This window comes from Streptomyces sp. JH34 (assembly GCF_029428875.1).
GTDB lineage: Bacteria > Actinomycetota > Actinomycetes > Streptomycetales > Streptomycetaceae > Streptomyces.
This window is the reverse complement of the sequence record NZ_JAJSOO010000001.1, coordinates 3,539,908-3,553,422: the sequence shown is the minus strand read 5'-3', so window position 1 is coordinate 3,553,422 and position 13,515 is coordinate 3,539,908. Positions and strand designations below refer to the sequence as shown.

The following is a 13,515-nucleotide window of genomic DNA, read 5'->3' as shown; positions in this document are numbered from 1 at the left end:
TGGTCATGCGAACCGACACTCCTTGGAGCACCCTGCCGGCCCGGGAACACCTCCCGGCCGCGGCGGTCGGCGCTGCCGGCGCTCCCGCACTCGTTCCCGTACTCGACGTAGTGATCCCCGTGTACAACGAGGAGAAGGACCTCGAAACGTGCGTGCTGCGCCTGCGCGACCACCTGGCGCGGACGTTCCCCTACGGCTTCCGGATCACCGTGGCGGACAACGCGAGCACCGACCGCACGCCCCAGGTGGCGGCACGGCTCGCCGATCTCATCCCCGAGGTGCGGTCGTACCGACTGGAGGAGAAGGGGCGGGGGCGGGCGCTGCGGACCGTCTGGTCCCAGTCGGACTCCCCGGTCCTCGCCTACATGGACGTCGATCTCTCGACCGACCTCAACGCCCTGCTGCCGCTGGTCGCCCCACTGATCTCGGGCCACTCCGACCTGGCCATCGGCTCGCGTCTGGCCCGCAGTTCGCGGGTGGTGCGGGGCTCGAAGCGGGAGTTCATCTCGCGGGCCTACAACCTGATACTCCGCTCCTCCCTGGCCGCCAGGTTCAGTGACGCCCAGTGCGGCTTCAAGGCCATACGGCGCGAGGTCGCGCAGCGGCTGCTGCCGATGGTCGAGGACACCGGCTGGTTCTTCGACACCGAGATGCTGGTCCTCGCCGAGCGGGCAGGGCTGCGCATCCACGAGGTGCCGGTCGACTGGGTGGACGACCCGGACTCCACCGTCCACATCGTGAGGACCGCGACCGAGGACCTCAAGGGCGTCTGGCGGGTGGGCCGGGCCCTGGCCACCGGGGCGCTGCCGCTGGACCGGCTGGCGCGGCCCTTCGGGGACGACCCGCGCGACCGGGCCGTGCCCGGGGTGCCGCGCGGACTCGCCCGGCAACTGGTCGGCTTCTGCGTCGTCGGCGCGCTCTCGACCCTGGTCTACCTCGCCCTGTACTCCCTCTTCCGGCTGGGCGTCGGCCCGCAGTTCGCCAACGCCGCGGCCCTTCTCGTCTCCGCGGTGGCCAACACGGCGGCGAACCGGAGGCTCACCTTCGGCGTACGCGGCCGGGGCGGCGCCGTGCGTCATCAGGCGCAGGGGCTCGTCGTCTTCGCGATCGGGCTCGCCCTCACCAGCGGTTCGCTCGCCGCCCTGGGCACCGCGTCCGCGTCGGCGTCGCACGGCACGGAACTCGCCGTGCTGATCGCGGCCAACCTCGCGGCGACGGTGCTGCGGTTTCTGCTCTTCCGTGCCTGGGTCTTCCCCGACCGGCGCACCGACCACCAGGACGCCCGCAAGGGTGCCGCACACGAACTGAGGAACGTCCGATGACCGCCGCCACACACGCCGACCACCTCCAGGCCGCGCCCGACACCCCAGGGCCGCCCGCGCACGCCGCGGGCGGCCGGGAGCCGCTGGCGCGCCGCATCCGCCGCGGCAGGCCCGAGGACCCGCGCTGGGCGAGGCCCGCCTTCCTCGGGATGCTGCTGGTCATCGCGCTCGCGTACCTGTGGAATCTGAGTGCTTCCGGATACGCCAACTCGTTCTACTCCGCGGCCGTTCAGGCCGGCAGCCAGAGCTGGAAGGCCTTCTTCTTCGGCTCGCTGGACGCCGCGAACGCGATCACCGTCGACAAGCCCCCGGCCACGCTCTGGCCGATGGCCCTGTCGGTGCGGATCCTCGGCCTGAGTTCCTGGGCGATCCTCGCGCCCCAGGTGCTGATGGGTGTGGCCACGGCAGGCGTCCTGTACGCGGCCGTCCGCCGCCGCTTCAGCGCCGCCGCCGGGCTGATCACGATGGCGGTCTTCGCGCTGACACCGGTGGCCGCGCTGATGTTCCGCTTCAACAACCCGGACGCGCTGCTCGCGCTCCTGATGACCGTCACCGTCTACTGCGTGCTGCGCGCCTTCGAGGGCGGCCGGACGAAGTGGCTGGTCTGGGCAGGCGTAGCGGTGGGTCTCGCGTTCCTGTCGAAGACCCTCCAGGCCTTCCTGATCCTTCCGCCCCTGGCCGTGCTGTACGCGGTGTTCGCGCCGGTGCCGGTGCGGAAGCGGTTCGGGCAGCTCGGTCTGGCGGCGCTGGCGATGATCGTGTCCGGTGGCTGGTGGGTCGCGATCGTCGAGCTCTGGCCCGCCTCCTCACGTCCGTACATCGGCGGCTCGCAGAACAACTCCTTCCTGGAACTCACCTTCGGTTACAACGGACTCGGCCGGATCAACGGTGAGGAGACCGGAAGCGTCGGTGGCGGCGGAGGCGGCGGTCAGGGCGGCGGGTGGGGCGAGACCGGCATCGGCCGGATGTTCAACTCCGAGATCGGCAGCCAGATCTCGTGGCTGCTGCCCGCCGCGCTGATCCTGCTGGTCGCGGGGATCTGGCTGACCTGGCGGGCGAAGCGGACCGACACGGCCCGCGCGGCGTTCCTCGCCTGGGGCGGGTCGCTGCTGATGACGGCGTTCGTCTTCAGCTTCATGGCCGGCATCTTCCACCAGTACTACACCGTGGCGCTGGCGCCCTACGTCGCGGCGCTCGTCGGCATGGGCGCCTCGGTCCTCTGGGAGGAGCGGGGCAAGTGGTGGGCGGGCGCCGCACTCGGCGTGACGGCCGCGGCGACGGCCGTCTGGGCGTACGTCCTGCTGGCGCGCACGCCGGACTACGTCCCGTGGCTGCGCTGGGCCGTGCTGGCCGGCGGCCTCGTGGCCGCGGTGGGGCTGCTGCTCGCGGCCCGGCTCGGCCGGGCACTCGCGCTGGGCGTGGTGGGTCTCGGCCTCGCGGCCTCGCTGGCCGGGCCGACGGCGTACACGATCAGCACGCTGAACACCGGGCACCAGGGCTCGATCGTCACCGCGGGCCCGTCCGCCGGCGGCATGGGCGGCCCCGGCGGCGGCATGGGTGGTGGCGGCCGGGGCGGCGGCGGAGCCCCCGGCGGCGGGGGACAGCCCCCCGGTCAGGGCACCCAGCAGGGCGGTCAGGCCCCGGGCAACGCCCAGGGCGGCGGCTTCCCGGGCGGCGGGACGCCCGGCCAGGGGCAGCAGGGCCAGGGCCAGGCGCCCGGTGGTCAGCAGGGGGGCATGCCCGGTGGCGGCACGGGAGAAGGCGGCATGGACGGCGGAGGCGGCGGCATGGGTGGCCTGCTCAACGGTGCCTCCGTCGACTCCGAGGCCAAGACGCTCCTCGAGCAGAACGCCGACGCCTACACCTGGACCGCCGCGGCCATCGGTTCGCAGAACGCCGCGAGTTACCAGCTCGCCACCGGGGACCCGGTGATGGCGATCGGCGGATTCAACGGCAGCGACCCGTCCCCGACACTCGCCCAGTTCAAGAAGTACGTGGAGGACGGAAAGATCCACTACTTCATCTCCGGCGGCATGGGCGGTGGGGGCATGGGCGGCGAGGGCGCCTCGTCCCAGATCTCGACGTGGGTGGAGGAGAACTTCAAGGAGGTCACCGTGGGCAGCGCGACCTTCTACGACCTCACCCGGCCGACGAGCTGAGACCAGGGTGACTGAGCGGCGACAGCGGTAGGCGACCTCAGGGGGCCGACGACAGACAGAACGACGGAACGGCAGAACGACACAACGTCAGAACGGCCGAGCGACAGAACGGCTGCCGGCAGGGCGGCAGGGCGGTGGCACCGGGGCAGAGGCTCCGGGGTTACCGCCCTGCCGTGTCGCGGGCGGCGGTGCTCCCCAAATCGTTGTACGGCGTACAGGAAATGCTCTACGGTACCTGTGAACGCATCCCATACACCGTACAAGAGCACCGGAACCAGGAGTCCGAATGACGGCGACCACCGCCGAGCAGAACGACCTCGCCCCCGGGGGCGGCCATGCGCAGCGCTGGCTGATCCTCGGGGTCATCTGCCTCGCCCAGCTCACCGTGCTGCTCGACAACACCGTCCTGAACGTGGCGATCCCCTCGCTCACCGCGGATCTCCACGCCTCCACCGCCGATGTGCAGTGGATGATCAACGCCTATGCGCTGGTCCAGTCCGGGCTCGTGCTCACCGCGGGCAGCTCCGCCGACCGCTACGGCCGCAAGAAGATGCTGGTCACGGGGCTCGCGCTGTTCGGCGTCGGCTCGCTGGCGGCCGGGCTCGCCCAGTCGTCCGGCCAGCTGATCGCCGCCCGCGCGGGGATGGGAGTCGGCGGCGCGCTGCTGATGACGACCACCCTCGCCGTCGTGGTGCAGATCTTCGACGACGCCGAGCGCGTCAAGGCGATCGGCATCTGGTCCACCGTCAGCTCCCTGGGGTTCGCCGCCGGTCCGCTGATCGGAGGGGTGATGCTCGACCACTTCTGGTGGGGCGCGATCTTCCTGGTCAACATCCCCGTGGCGGTCATCGGCCTGATCGCCGTCGTCCGGCTCGTCCCTGAGTCCAGGGACTCCCGGAGCGACCGCCCCGACCTGGTGGGGGCGGTGCTCTCCACCCTCGGTATGACTGCCGTGGTGTACGCGATCATCTCCGGCCCGGAGCACGGCTGGAGCTCCGGTCAGGTCCTGCTGACCGCCTTCGCCGGGATTGCCGTCCTCACCGGATTCGTCCTGTGGGAGCTCCACGTCCCGCACCCCATGCTGGACATGCACTTCTTCCGCAACCAGAGGTTCACCGGAGCGGTCGCGGGAGCGATCCTCGTGGCCTTCGGGATGACGGGTTCGCTCTTCCTGCTCACCCAGCACCTGCAGTTCGTCCTCGGATACGAGCCGCTCGAGGCGGGGCTGCGCACGGCCCCGCTGGCCCTCACCGTCGTCGCGCTCAACCTCACGGGCCTCGGCGCCCGGCTCGTCGTGAAGCTGGGGACGCCCACCGTCATCGCCGCGGGCATGAGCCTGCTGGCCGCCGGGCTCGCGGCGATCGCGCTGCTCGGCGGACGGGACTACGGAGGCATGCTGCTGGGTCTCCTCGTCATGGGAGCGGGCGTCGCCCTCGCCATGCCCGCGATGGCCAACGCGATCATGAGTGCCATCCCGCCGGAGAAGGCCGGCGTCGGCGCCGGGGTGAACGGCACGCTCGCCGAGTTCGGCAACGGGCTCGGGGTCGCCGTGCTCGGCGCCGTCCTCAACTCCCGTTTCGCCGCGCTCGTGCCGGGTGCGTTGGGTGCCGCCTCACTGCCCGCCGCGCTCGCCGCCGCGGACGGGGCGGCGGAACGCGAGCGCGTCACGGACGCCTTCGCCTCCGGCCTGGAGACCAGCCAACTGGTCGGCGCGCTGGCGGTGCTGGCCGGCGGACTGCTGGCCGGCGCACTGCTGAGGAGGGCCGAGCGCACGCAGGCGGACTGAGAGGCGCAGGTGACGGGCATAGCATCGGGCAGGGGTGCCGGTACGCAGGAGTGCCACCGCAAGACAAGGAGCGTGCGCCATGGGGTCCGCGGCAGACCGTGTGAAGAACCCTTCCCGGGTCAGTGTGTGGCTGGACCGGCGCCCACCCTCGCGGACGCGCAAGGCGGACCAGCCGGCCGGTCTCGACCGGGACAGGATCACGGCGGCGAGCGTCCGGCTCCTGGACGCCGACGGCCTCGCGAAGTTCTCCATGCGGCGGCTCGCCGCCGATCTCGACGTCACGGCGATGTCCCTGTACTGGTACGTCGACACCAAGGACGACCTGTTGGAACTCGCCCTGGACACGGTCTTCGGCGAGATTCCGGCCACGTCCGAGGACGTCGGATGGCACGACAGGCTGCGCGAACTGGCCACGAACTACCGGCGGATGCTGGTGCGTCACCCCTGGGTGCCGACGCTGATCGGCAGCTTCCTGAACATCGGGCCGCACTCGATGTTGTTCTCGTACGCCGTCCAGGACGTCGTCCGGGCCACCGGACTCCCCCTGGCGAACCGGACGGGCGCGATGTCGGCCGTCTTCCAGTTCGTCTACGGATTCGGCACCATCGAGGGGCACTTCGTGCAGCGCACGGAGGAGGCGGGGCTCAGCCAGGACGAGTACTTCCGCCAGGTGATGGGCACGATCCGCGCGGACCCCGAGATCAAGCGGGCCATGGAGCCCTCGGAGAGCCTGATGGAGGCACGGGGCGGGAACACCGTGGAGGAGATGCGCGAGCGGGACTTCGTGTTCGCGCTGGACCTCCTGATCGCGGGCATCGAAGCGATGTGCGACCGCGCGGCACGCCCCGCGTGACGGCCGTCCGAGACCCGTGGCCCGCGGCGTGCCCCCGCTGACGGACGCCCCGGGCGCTGCTCAGTAGCCGCGTCGGGTGTCCACGGCCAGCGCGGGCGTACGCCCCTCGGCGACGGCGTCCCAGCACGCCTCGAAGTCGCCGACCACGTCCTCGTCGGCCGTGATGCCGGCCGAGTGCGACGTGATCACCGTGCGCGGCAGCCTCCAGGCCCGGTCCCCGGGACCGGCGGGTTCGTCCGGCAGCACGTCGAGTACGGCCCGGCGCACCGCTCCGCTCCGCAGCGCCGTCTCCAGTGCGGCCATGTCGACGGTCGCTCCCCTGCCCACGTTGACGAAGGTGGCGCCCCGCATCGCGGTGAGTCTGGCGTCGTCGAAGAAGCCCTCCGTCGCGGCGGTCAGGGGAAGCGTGGAAACCACCCACCGGGCGTCCGCCAACTCGGCTGTCTCCTCCTGCGAACCGGCCTGAACGACTCGGTCGAAGCCCGCCGACAGTGCCCCGGGGCTACGGGACACACCGACGGTGCGCACGGAGCAGGCCCGCAGCAGGACCGCCACGGCGGAACCGATCTGCCCGGTGCCGTGGATGACGCCGGTCCGGCCGGCGGCGAGTTCGGACGGCAGACGGCGCCACTCCGACCGTGCGTGCTGCGCGGTGTGCTCCGGGACGGACTGGCACTCGGCGAGCACCCAGGCCAGCGTGTACTGGGCGATCCGCTCACCCATCCGCCCCACCGTCCGGGTCAGCAGGGCGTCCTCGGGCCAGGGCCCGGCGGAGAGCAGGGCGTCCGTACCCGCGTTGACGCTGTGGAACCACAGCAGCGACGGCGTCCGCAGCACCTCGGGCAGCGTGTCCCCCACGTACACGAAGGGGGTGTCGGGCGCGGTGGCGTGAGCGGGTACGGCCGGTCGCCCGGTGATGCGTTCCAGCTCACGGACCACGGCGGGGCCCACGGACGGGGAGGTCAGCAGCCGGGCACGTGCGAGCGGGCCCGGGTGGGGCGGCTTCATCGGTACGGTCAGCTGCCGCCGGCCAGGTGAGCGGGGAAGCCGCCGGTGGCGACCGGGCTCCAGCGCTCAGGAGTGATCCGGATGATGGACTTGCCCTGCTTGAGCATGGCCGCCCGGTACTCGTCCCAGTCGGGGTGCTCCCCGGAGATGTTGCGGAAGTACTCGACGAGCGGCTCGACCGAATCCGGTGAGTCGATCACCTCGGCCGAGCCGTCGACCTGGACCCACGGGCCGTTCCAGTCGTCCGACAGGACGATCACACTGACCCGTTCGTCCCGCTTCGCGTTGCGGGTCTTGGCCCGTTCGGGGTAGGTCGAGACGACGATGCGTCCGGCGTCGTCGACGCCGCAGGTGAGCGGGGAGCCCTGGGGGCGGCCGTCGGCCCGGGTGGTCAGCAGGATCGCCCGGTGCCGGGGCCGCACGAAGTCCAGGAGTTCCCCGAGTTCCACGGCTGTGTTGGTCGCGATGTTGGGTGCCATACGACCAACCCTAGGCCCTCCCGACGGACTTATCCGGGGACGGAATCGCCCTGGACCGCCTGGATGTCGAGCTCCACCCGCAGGGTCGTGCCGATCGCGGAGATGCCCGCCTGCAGGACCTGGTTGTAGTTCATGGCGAAGTCGTCGCGGCGCAGCTCGGCCGTGGCGTGGAAGGCCGCGCGTACGCCGCCCCACGGGTCGGGGCCGGTGCCCAGGTAGCTGAGGTCGAGGTCGATGTCCCGTGCGATGCCGTGCATGGTCAGCACGCCGTGCACCGTCCAGCGGTCGGGGCCCGCGGGGGTCAGCGCGCGGGACCGGTAGGTGATCTCCGGGAAGACGTCCACGTCCAGGAAGTCCGCCGAACGCAGGTGCTTGTCCCGCATGGCGTTGCCCGTGTCGATGCTGGTGGTTGAGATGAACGCCTCCACCCGGGAGTGCTGGACGTCCTCGGCGATCTCGATGCGGCCGCCGAACTCGGTGAACCGGCCGTGCACGCTGGAGATCCCCAGGTGCTGGGCGACCGCGGCCACCGAGGAGTGCACCGGGTCCAGTGACCAGGTGCCCGGAGGCGGCAGTTCCACGCCGCCCTGCCGGGCCAGGACGACGGTCCCGGCCTCGACCCGGCCGCTGGCCGTGACGAGCGCGGTGGACGCGGCGGGGGCGTAGCCCACCGCGGTGACGATCACCGTGTACGCGCCGGCCTGGAGGAGGTCGTCGGTGCGGACGGCCCCGTTCTCGTCGGCGGCGGCCCGGAGCACCTGGGTGCCCGTCATGTCGGTCACCGTCACGACCGCGTGCTGGACCGCCCAGCCGTCCCGCGTGCGTACCTGTGCGCGAAGTCCCATCCCGTGTTCTCTCCTTGCTCAAATCACTCGTGAAGCAGCGACTCAATGAGTCGGGCCCCGGGTGGGATCGGCAGGCCGTCCCCTGCCTGCCGATCCCACCGCGGGGCCCATTTCCGCCGACGGCCACAGCCTCTCCGCTCGAAGCGCTGTACCGCCAGGGGTCTTTGTGTAACTTCCGGTTCTTACTCGCCCGGGTGGGCGAGCTCGATGTCGTGACCGTCGACTCCGCCGCCGCTCACGGTCAGCGAGCCGGCCACCGGCGGGTAGCCGGTCGCGATCACGGAGTACTCACCGGCGTCCAGGTCGGTGAAGGCGTAGGCGCCGTCCTCCCCGGTCGTCGACGTGGCGACCACGTTGCCCGCCGCGTCGATCAGCGTGACCCGGGCGTCGTTCAGCGGTGCCCGGCCGGAGCCGGCCCTGACGACGCCCTGGACCAGCGCACCGGAGCGCAGGGCCACGTCGACCCGGGTGACACCCTGGCCGCCGACCTCCACCGGCAGCGCCAGCGGACGGTAGCCCGCGGCCGTGACGGCGACGGTCACCGAGCCGGGGATCAGCTCACCGAAGGTGAACTCACCCGTCTCGCCGGAGACACCCGTGGCCAGCACGTCGCCGCGCACATCGGTCACCACGACCACGGCGCCCTGGACCGGGGCGTTGCCCTCGTCGGTCCGCACGGTCCCGGAGAGACCGCTCGTGCCGGCGAGCAGGATGTCGAAGGCCAGCGGTTCGTCACCGACGACCACGGTGGACGCCTGCGGCTGGAAACCGTCCGCGGAGGCGATCAGGACGTAGCTGCCGGATCCCGGCGCGTCCAGTACGTAGCCGCCGTCGGCCTGGGCGACGGAGCGGCCCAGCTGCCGGCCGCCCAGCGAGATCAGTGTGACCGCCGCACGGGCGACGGGTGCGCCTTCGGCGCCCCGCACCACACCGCGTACGGGCGTGCCCTGGACGGCCGGCAGGCCGGTGGCGGCCGTCTCGTCGGAGGTGGCGACCGAGGTGACCCCGGCCGTTCCCTCGGCGATCAGCGCGGTTCCGGTGGTGGCCTCGACGGACTCCGTCGCGGCGGACACCCCGGCCGGGGTGTCGTCGTTGCCGGCCCTCGTCTTCAGGGCGACCTCCTTGATGAAGAGGGTCAGGACGAAGGCGACCAGCGCGGCGGGTGCCGCGTACAGGAAGACGTCGGCGACACCGTGGCCGTAGGCGACCTCCATGACCGTGCGGAACGGGGCGGGGAGCTTGTCCAGGTCGGGGATGCCCCCGCCGCCCGTACCGCCGTGGCCGAAGGCCGCGCCCTCGGGGCCGAGGTCGGCGAGGCCGTCCTTGACGTAGTGGGTGACGCGGTTGCCCAGGACGGCGCCCAGCGCCGATACGCCGATCGCACCACCGAGGGAACGGAAGAACGTCACGACGGAGCTGGCCGCGCCCAGGTCGGCGGGAGCCACCTGGTTCTGCGTGGCGAGCACCAGGTTCTGCATCATCATGCCGATGCCGAGGCCCATGACGAACATGAAGATCGCGATGTGCCAGTACTCGGTGTCGTACCGGATGGTGCCCAGAAGCCCGAGACCCGCGGTGAGCAGGAAGCCACCGGAGACGAGCCAGGCCTTCCAGCGGCCCGTCTTGGTGATGATCTGGCCCGACACGGTCGAGGACAGGAACAGTCCGGCGATCATCGGGATGGTCATGACGCCGGACATCGTCGGCGACTTGTCCCGCGCCAGCTGGAAGTACTGGCTGAAGAAGACGGTGCCCGCGAACATCCCGATGCCGACGAACAGCGAGGCCGCGGAGGCCAGCGTGATCGTGCGGTTACGGAAGAGGCGCAGCGGGATGATCGGTTCGCGGGCCTTGGACTCGATCAGCAGGAACAGCGCGGCGAGGACGACGGTGCCGCCGAGCATCGTCCAGGTCTGCCAGGACACCCAGTCGTACTTGTCGCCCGCGAAGGTCACCCAGAGCAGCAGCAGCGAGACCGCGGCGCTGATGAAGAACGCGCCGGACCAGTCGATCTTGACTCCCTCGCGCTTGACCACGGGGAGCTTCAGCGTCTTCTGGAGCACGATCAGGGCGATGATCGCGAACGGGACACCCACGTAGAAGCACCAGCGCCAGCCCATCCAGCTGGTGTCGGTGATGACGCCGCCGAGCAGCGGGCCGCCGACGGTGGCGACGGCGAAGACCGCGCCGAGGTAGCCGCTGTAGCGCCCGCGCTCGCGCGGGGAGATCATCGCGGCCATCACGATCTGGGCGAGGGCGGAGAGTCCGCCGACGCCGATGCCCTGGACCACACGGCAGATGATGAGCATGCCGCTGCTGGTCGACAGGCCGGCGACTATGGAGCCGCCCACGTAGATGAGCAGGGCGATCTGGACCAGCAGCTTCTTGCTGAACAGGTCCGCGAGCTTGCCCCACAGCGGGGTGGTGGCGGTCATGGCCAGCAGCGAGGCCGTGACGACCCAGGTGTAGGCGCTCTGACCTCCGCCGAGGTCGGAGATGATCTCCGGCAGGGCGTTGGAGACCACGGTCGACGACAGGATCGCGACGAACATGCCGAGCAGCAGCCCGGTCAGCGCTTCCATGATCTGCCGGTGTGTCATCGGCGCGCCGGAGGGGGCTTCGGCAGCCCCGTGCTTGGCGTGGCCGCCCCGCACACCGGATGGTGTGGTCGTAGCCATTTCAATCCTTGTCTTTGCTTCTGTTACATGGGTGTACGGGTGTGTGACTCGTCGGAGTGTCCGGCGCGGCAGTCGCCGCTGTGCCTCCCGGGGGGACATCCACCGGAGCCGCGGCAGGAGAAGCTGTCGCGCAGCCGGGACAACAACGTGTTGAGCTGTCCGACATCGTCGTCGGACCAGTCGTTGAGGTTGTGGGCGAACATCTCTGTGGTCCGCCGGGTCAGCTCGTCGAGCAGTTCGTCACCCGCGGGGGTCAGCCGCAGGATGCGGGACCGCTTGTCCGCCGGATCGGGGAACCGTTCGACCCAGCCGCTCTCCACCGCGTGAGTCACATGGCGGCTGGTCACCGACATGTTCACGGCCAGGAGCTCGGCAAGCCGGGTGATCCGCATCTCGCCGTACTTGGCCAGCAGCGTCAGCACGCCGGCAGTGCCACCGGGGCACTCGGCGGGCAGGATGCGGACGAGCCCCCGTTTGACGGCTCCGACGGCGCTGAGCTGCCGGGCCAGTTCTTCGTACTGGCTCCGTGCTGCCACCGACCCTCCAGGACGTCTCGCGAGGTCATCTTGTTGCTTAGGGCAACGATAGAAGCGGTTGGTTGCTGCAGGCAAACGAAATGGACCTTGCAGAAGTAAAGGAACGCAAAAGCCTGCGTAGGGGCTCGGTCAAGCGCGCAGCGCACGGGGGGTGAGCCGCGCCGACTGTGTTCCTCGTCACCGGGTGAGTAACGCGCGGAGAGGCCGTGGGGGAGGTGCGGAAGGCGCGGGCGGACCGTCGGGGAGCGGGTGGCCGTGGCGCAGGAGCATCGACCGCCAGGGGCCCGGGGGTTGGGCGGAAGGCCTGGGTTCGCTAGGGTCCTGGACCATGGCACACAACCCCCACGCCCCGCAGCCGGGCCCCGAGGGCACTCACGACCCGGCGGGCAGCACGCAGATGTTCCGCGCCTTCGTCGACGAGGGCGAGCCGCAGCGCGGTCCGCAGCCCGCAGCGACCTCGTCCGGCTCGAAGAACGGGGTGATCCTGGCCGTCGTCGCGGTCGTCCTGGTCCTCGGCGCGGTCGCCTGGCTCGCGCTCGGCTGACCTCCCGTCCCGGCCGGCCTCCTCGCCCCTGCCGGGCGTCCGGGGCCTGCCCGGTGTCCACGCGCGCGTGGACACCGCCTTCACGCACCGCTCCCGTGTCGCCTCGCCGACGCGGGAGCGTTCGCTTTCCCGCGTGGGGCGCAGGCCTCCCCGGACGCGGCTTCGGCTTCCCCGGACGGGGCGAGGCCGCCGGGGAAGCGCTGGCGCTGCCCCGGCGGCCGGTGAGTCCCGTGTGCCGTACGCACGGACCCGAGAGGGTCAGTCGGCGACGAGCCCTTCCCTGAGCTGGGTGAGCGTCCGGGTCAGCAGCCGGGAGACGTGCATCTGCGAGATGCCGACCTCCTCGCCGATCTGCGACTGCGTCATGTTGGCGAAGAAGCGCAGCATGATGATCTGCCGCTCGCGCGGGGCGAGCTTGGCCAGCAGCGGCTTCAGGGACTCGCGGTACTCCACGCCCTCCAGTGCCGCGTCCTCGTAGCCCAGGCGGTCCGCCAGCGAGCCCTCGCCGCCGTCGTCCTCGGGGGACGGTGAGTCCAGGGAGGAGGCCGTGTAGGCGTTGCCCACGGCCAGGCCGTCGACCACGTCCTCCTCGGAGACCCCGAGCGCCTTGGCCAGCTCCGGCACCGTCGGCGAACGGTCGAGCTTCTGTGCGAGCTCGTCGCTGGTCTTGGTGAGGGCGAGCCGCAGCTCCTGGAGCCGGCGCGGCACCCGCACCGACCACGAGGTGTCGCGGAAGAAGCGCTTGATCTCCCCCACGACGGTCGGCATCGCGAACGTGGGGAACTCCACGCCCCGTTCGCAGTCGAAGCGGTCGATCGCCTTGATCAGGCCGATCGTCCCGACCTGGACGATGTCCTCCATCGGTTCGTTACGGCTCCTGAACCGTGCCGCCGCGTACCGCACCAGCGGGAGGTTGAGCTCGATGAGTGTGTCCCGCACATAGGCCCGCTCAGGGCTGTCCGTTCCGTCGGGACCCGAGGCGGGGCCCAGCGCGGCGAGCCGCAGGAACAGGGAGCGGGACAGGGTGCGGGTGTCGATGGCTTCCGGCGAGCTGGTGAGCACGGCAGGTGCCGGCACGCTCTTCGTGAGCGTGAGCACCTTCGAGCTGCCCTGTTCTGTGGACATGCCACCCCCTTGAGGTCGCGGACGGTCGCGGTGGCCACGACCATCGGAGGAACGCAGCCTCCACCTGAATACCGGAGGTGGAGCTGCGGCAAACGCGGTTCCAGCAGAATGTCACATGTCGGCAACACGCTGTAGTGACATGTCGACAAGTCAGCGCCGAAACTGCGCAGGAAACAGGGG

The 13,515-nt window shown here is 71.1% G+C and carries 11 protein-coding genes; 5 read left to right on the top strand and 6 right to left on the bottom strand.

What is annotated here, in order from left to right; all coding sequences use genetic code 11:
- Window positions 1–5 precede the first annotated feature (5 nt).
- The 4 genes from LWJ43_RS15785 (at window position 6) to LWJ43_RS15770 (ending at window position 6,120) form a co-directional block, all read left to right on the top strand.
- Complete coding sequence (locus tag LWJ43_RS15785; protein ID WP_277332878.1) at window positions 6–1,322, top strand: bifunctional glycosyltransferase family 2/GtrA family protein; 1,317 nt, start codon at window positions 6–8, stop codon at window positions 1,320–1,322.
- Window positions 1,319–3,481: an ArnT family glycosyltransferase gene (locus LWJ43_RS15780; protein WP_277332877.1), complete on the top strand. Its 2,163-nt coding sequence runs from the start codon at window positions 1,319–1,321 to the stop codon at window positions 3,479–3,481. Before LWJ43_RS15785 ends, LWJ43_RS15780 begins: the two co-directional genes overlap by 4 nt.
- Before the next feature lie 286 nt (window positions 3,482–3,767).
- Window positions 3,768–5,267 carry an MFS transporter gene (locus tag LWJ43_RS15775; RefSeq protein WP_277332876.1) on the top strand — a complete coding sequence of 500 codons (1,500 nt, stop codon included), beginning with the start codon at window positions 3,768–3,770 and terminating at the stop codon, window positions 5,265–5,267.
- 79 nt (window positions 5,268–5,346) lie between these two features.
- Entirely contained in the window at window positions 5,347–6,120 is a 774-nt protein-coding gene (locus LWJ43_RS15770; protein ID WP_277332875.1) for a TetR/AcrR family transcriptional regulator, read from the top strand.
- 60 nt (window positions 6,121–6,180) lie between these two features.
- Here LWJ43_RS15770 and LWJ43_RS15765 read toward each other — a convergent pair whose 3' ends face one another.
- The 5 genes from LWJ43_RS15765 to LWJ43_RS15745 form a co-directional block, all read right to left on the bottom strand.
- Window positions 6,181–7,128 (bottom strand): NAD(P)-dependent oxidoreductase, encoded by a 948-nt coding sequence (locus LWJ43_RS15765; RefSeq protein WP_277332874.1) that lies wholly within the window; start codon window positions 7,126–7,128, stop codon window positions 6,181–6,183.
- A gap of 8 nt (window positions 7,129–7,136) precedes the next feature.
- Window positions 7,137–7,607 carry a PPOX class F420-dependent oxidoreductase gene (locus LWJ43_RS15760; protein WP_277332873.1) on the bottom strand — a complete coding sequence of 157 codons (471 nt, stop codon included), beginning with the start codon at window positions 7,605–7,607 and terminating at the stop codon, window positions 7,137–7,139.
- A gap of 29 nt (window positions 7,608–7,636) precedes the next feature.
- Entirely contained in the window at window positions 7,637–8,452 is an 816-nt protein-coding gene (locus tag LWJ43_RS15755; RefSeq protein WP_277332872.1) for a YceI family protein, read from the bottom strand.
- 182 nt (window positions 8,453–8,634) lie between these two features.
- Window positions 8,635–11,052, bottom strand: coding sequence for an MFS transporter (locus tag LWJ43_RS15750; protein ID WP_462100951.1), 2,418 nt, complete (start codon window positions 11,050–11,052; stop codon window positions 8,635–8,637).
- A gap of 101 nt (window positions 11,053–11,153) precedes the next feature.
- Window positions 11,154–11,666, bottom strand: coding sequence for a MarR family winged helix-turn-helix transcriptional regulator (locus LWJ43_RS15745; RefSeq protein WP_277332870.1), 513 nt, complete (start codon window positions 11,664–11,666; stop codon window positions 11,154–11,156).
- 328 nt (window positions 11,667–11,994) lie between these two features.
- Here LWJ43_RS15745 and LWJ43_RS15740 point away from each other — a divergent pair, with 328 nt between their 5' ends.
- Window positions 11,995–12,210, top strand: coding sequence for a hypothetical protein (locus LWJ43_RS15740; protein ID WP_277332869.1), 216 nt, complete (start codon window positions 11,995–11,997; stop codon window positions 12,208–12,210).
- Between the two features lie 258 nt (window positions 12,211–12,468).
- Here the strand turns inward: LWJ43_RS15740 and LWJ43_RS15735 are convergent, their stop codons facing one another.
- Entirely contained in the window at window positions 12,469–13,335 is an 867-nt protein-coding gene (locus tag LWJ43_RS15735; protein ID WP_277332868.1) for an RNA polymerase sigma factor SigF, read from the bottom strand.
- Between the last annotated feature and the right edge of the window lie 180 nt (window positions 13,336–13,515).

Excerpts from the sequence above, each read along its gene's own strand:
- LWJ43_RS15785 (WP_277332878.1), top strand. The coding sequence starts at position 6 with ATGCGAACCGACACTCCTTGGAGCACCCTGCCGGCCCGGGAACACCTC.
- LWJ43_RS15780 (WP_277332877.1), top strand. The coding sequence starts at position 1,319 with ATGACCGCCGCCACACACGCCGACCACCTCCAGGCCGCGCCCGACACC.
- LWJ43_RS15775 (WP_277332876.1), top strand. The coding sequence starts at position 3,768 with ATGACGGCGACCACCGCCGAGCAGAACGACCTCGCCCCCGGGGGCGGC.
- LWJ43_RS15770 (WP_277332875.1), top strand. The coding sequence starts at position 5,347 with ATGGGGTCCGCGGCAGACCGTGTGAAGAACCCTTCCCGGGTCAGTGTG.
- LWJ43_RS15765 (WP_277332874.1), bottom strand. The coding sequence starts at position 7,128 with ATGAAGCCGCCCCACCCGGGCCCGCTCGCACGTGCCCGGCTGCTGACC.
- LWJ43_RS15760 (WP_277332873.1), bottom strand. The coding sequence starts at position 7,607 with ATGGCACCCAACATCGCGACCAACACAGCCGTGGAACTCGGGGAACTC.
- LWJ43_RS15755 (WP_277332872.1), bottom strand. The coding sequence starts at position 8,452 with ATGGGACTTCGCGCACAGGTACGCACGCGGGACGGCTGGGCGGTCCAG.
- LWJ43_RS15750 (WP_462100951.1), bottom strand. The coding sequence starts at position 11,052 with ATGACACACCGGCAGATCATGGAAGCGCTGACCGGGCTGCTGCTCGGC.
- LWJ43_RS15740 (WP_277332869.1), top strand. The coding sequence starts at position 11,995 with ATGGCACACAACCCCCACGCCCCGCAGCCGGGCCCCGAGGGCACTCAC.
- LWJ43_RS15735 (WP_277332868.1), bottom strand. The coding sequence starts at position 13,335 with ATGTCCACAGAACAGGGCAGCTCGAAGGTGCTCACGCTCACGAAGAGC.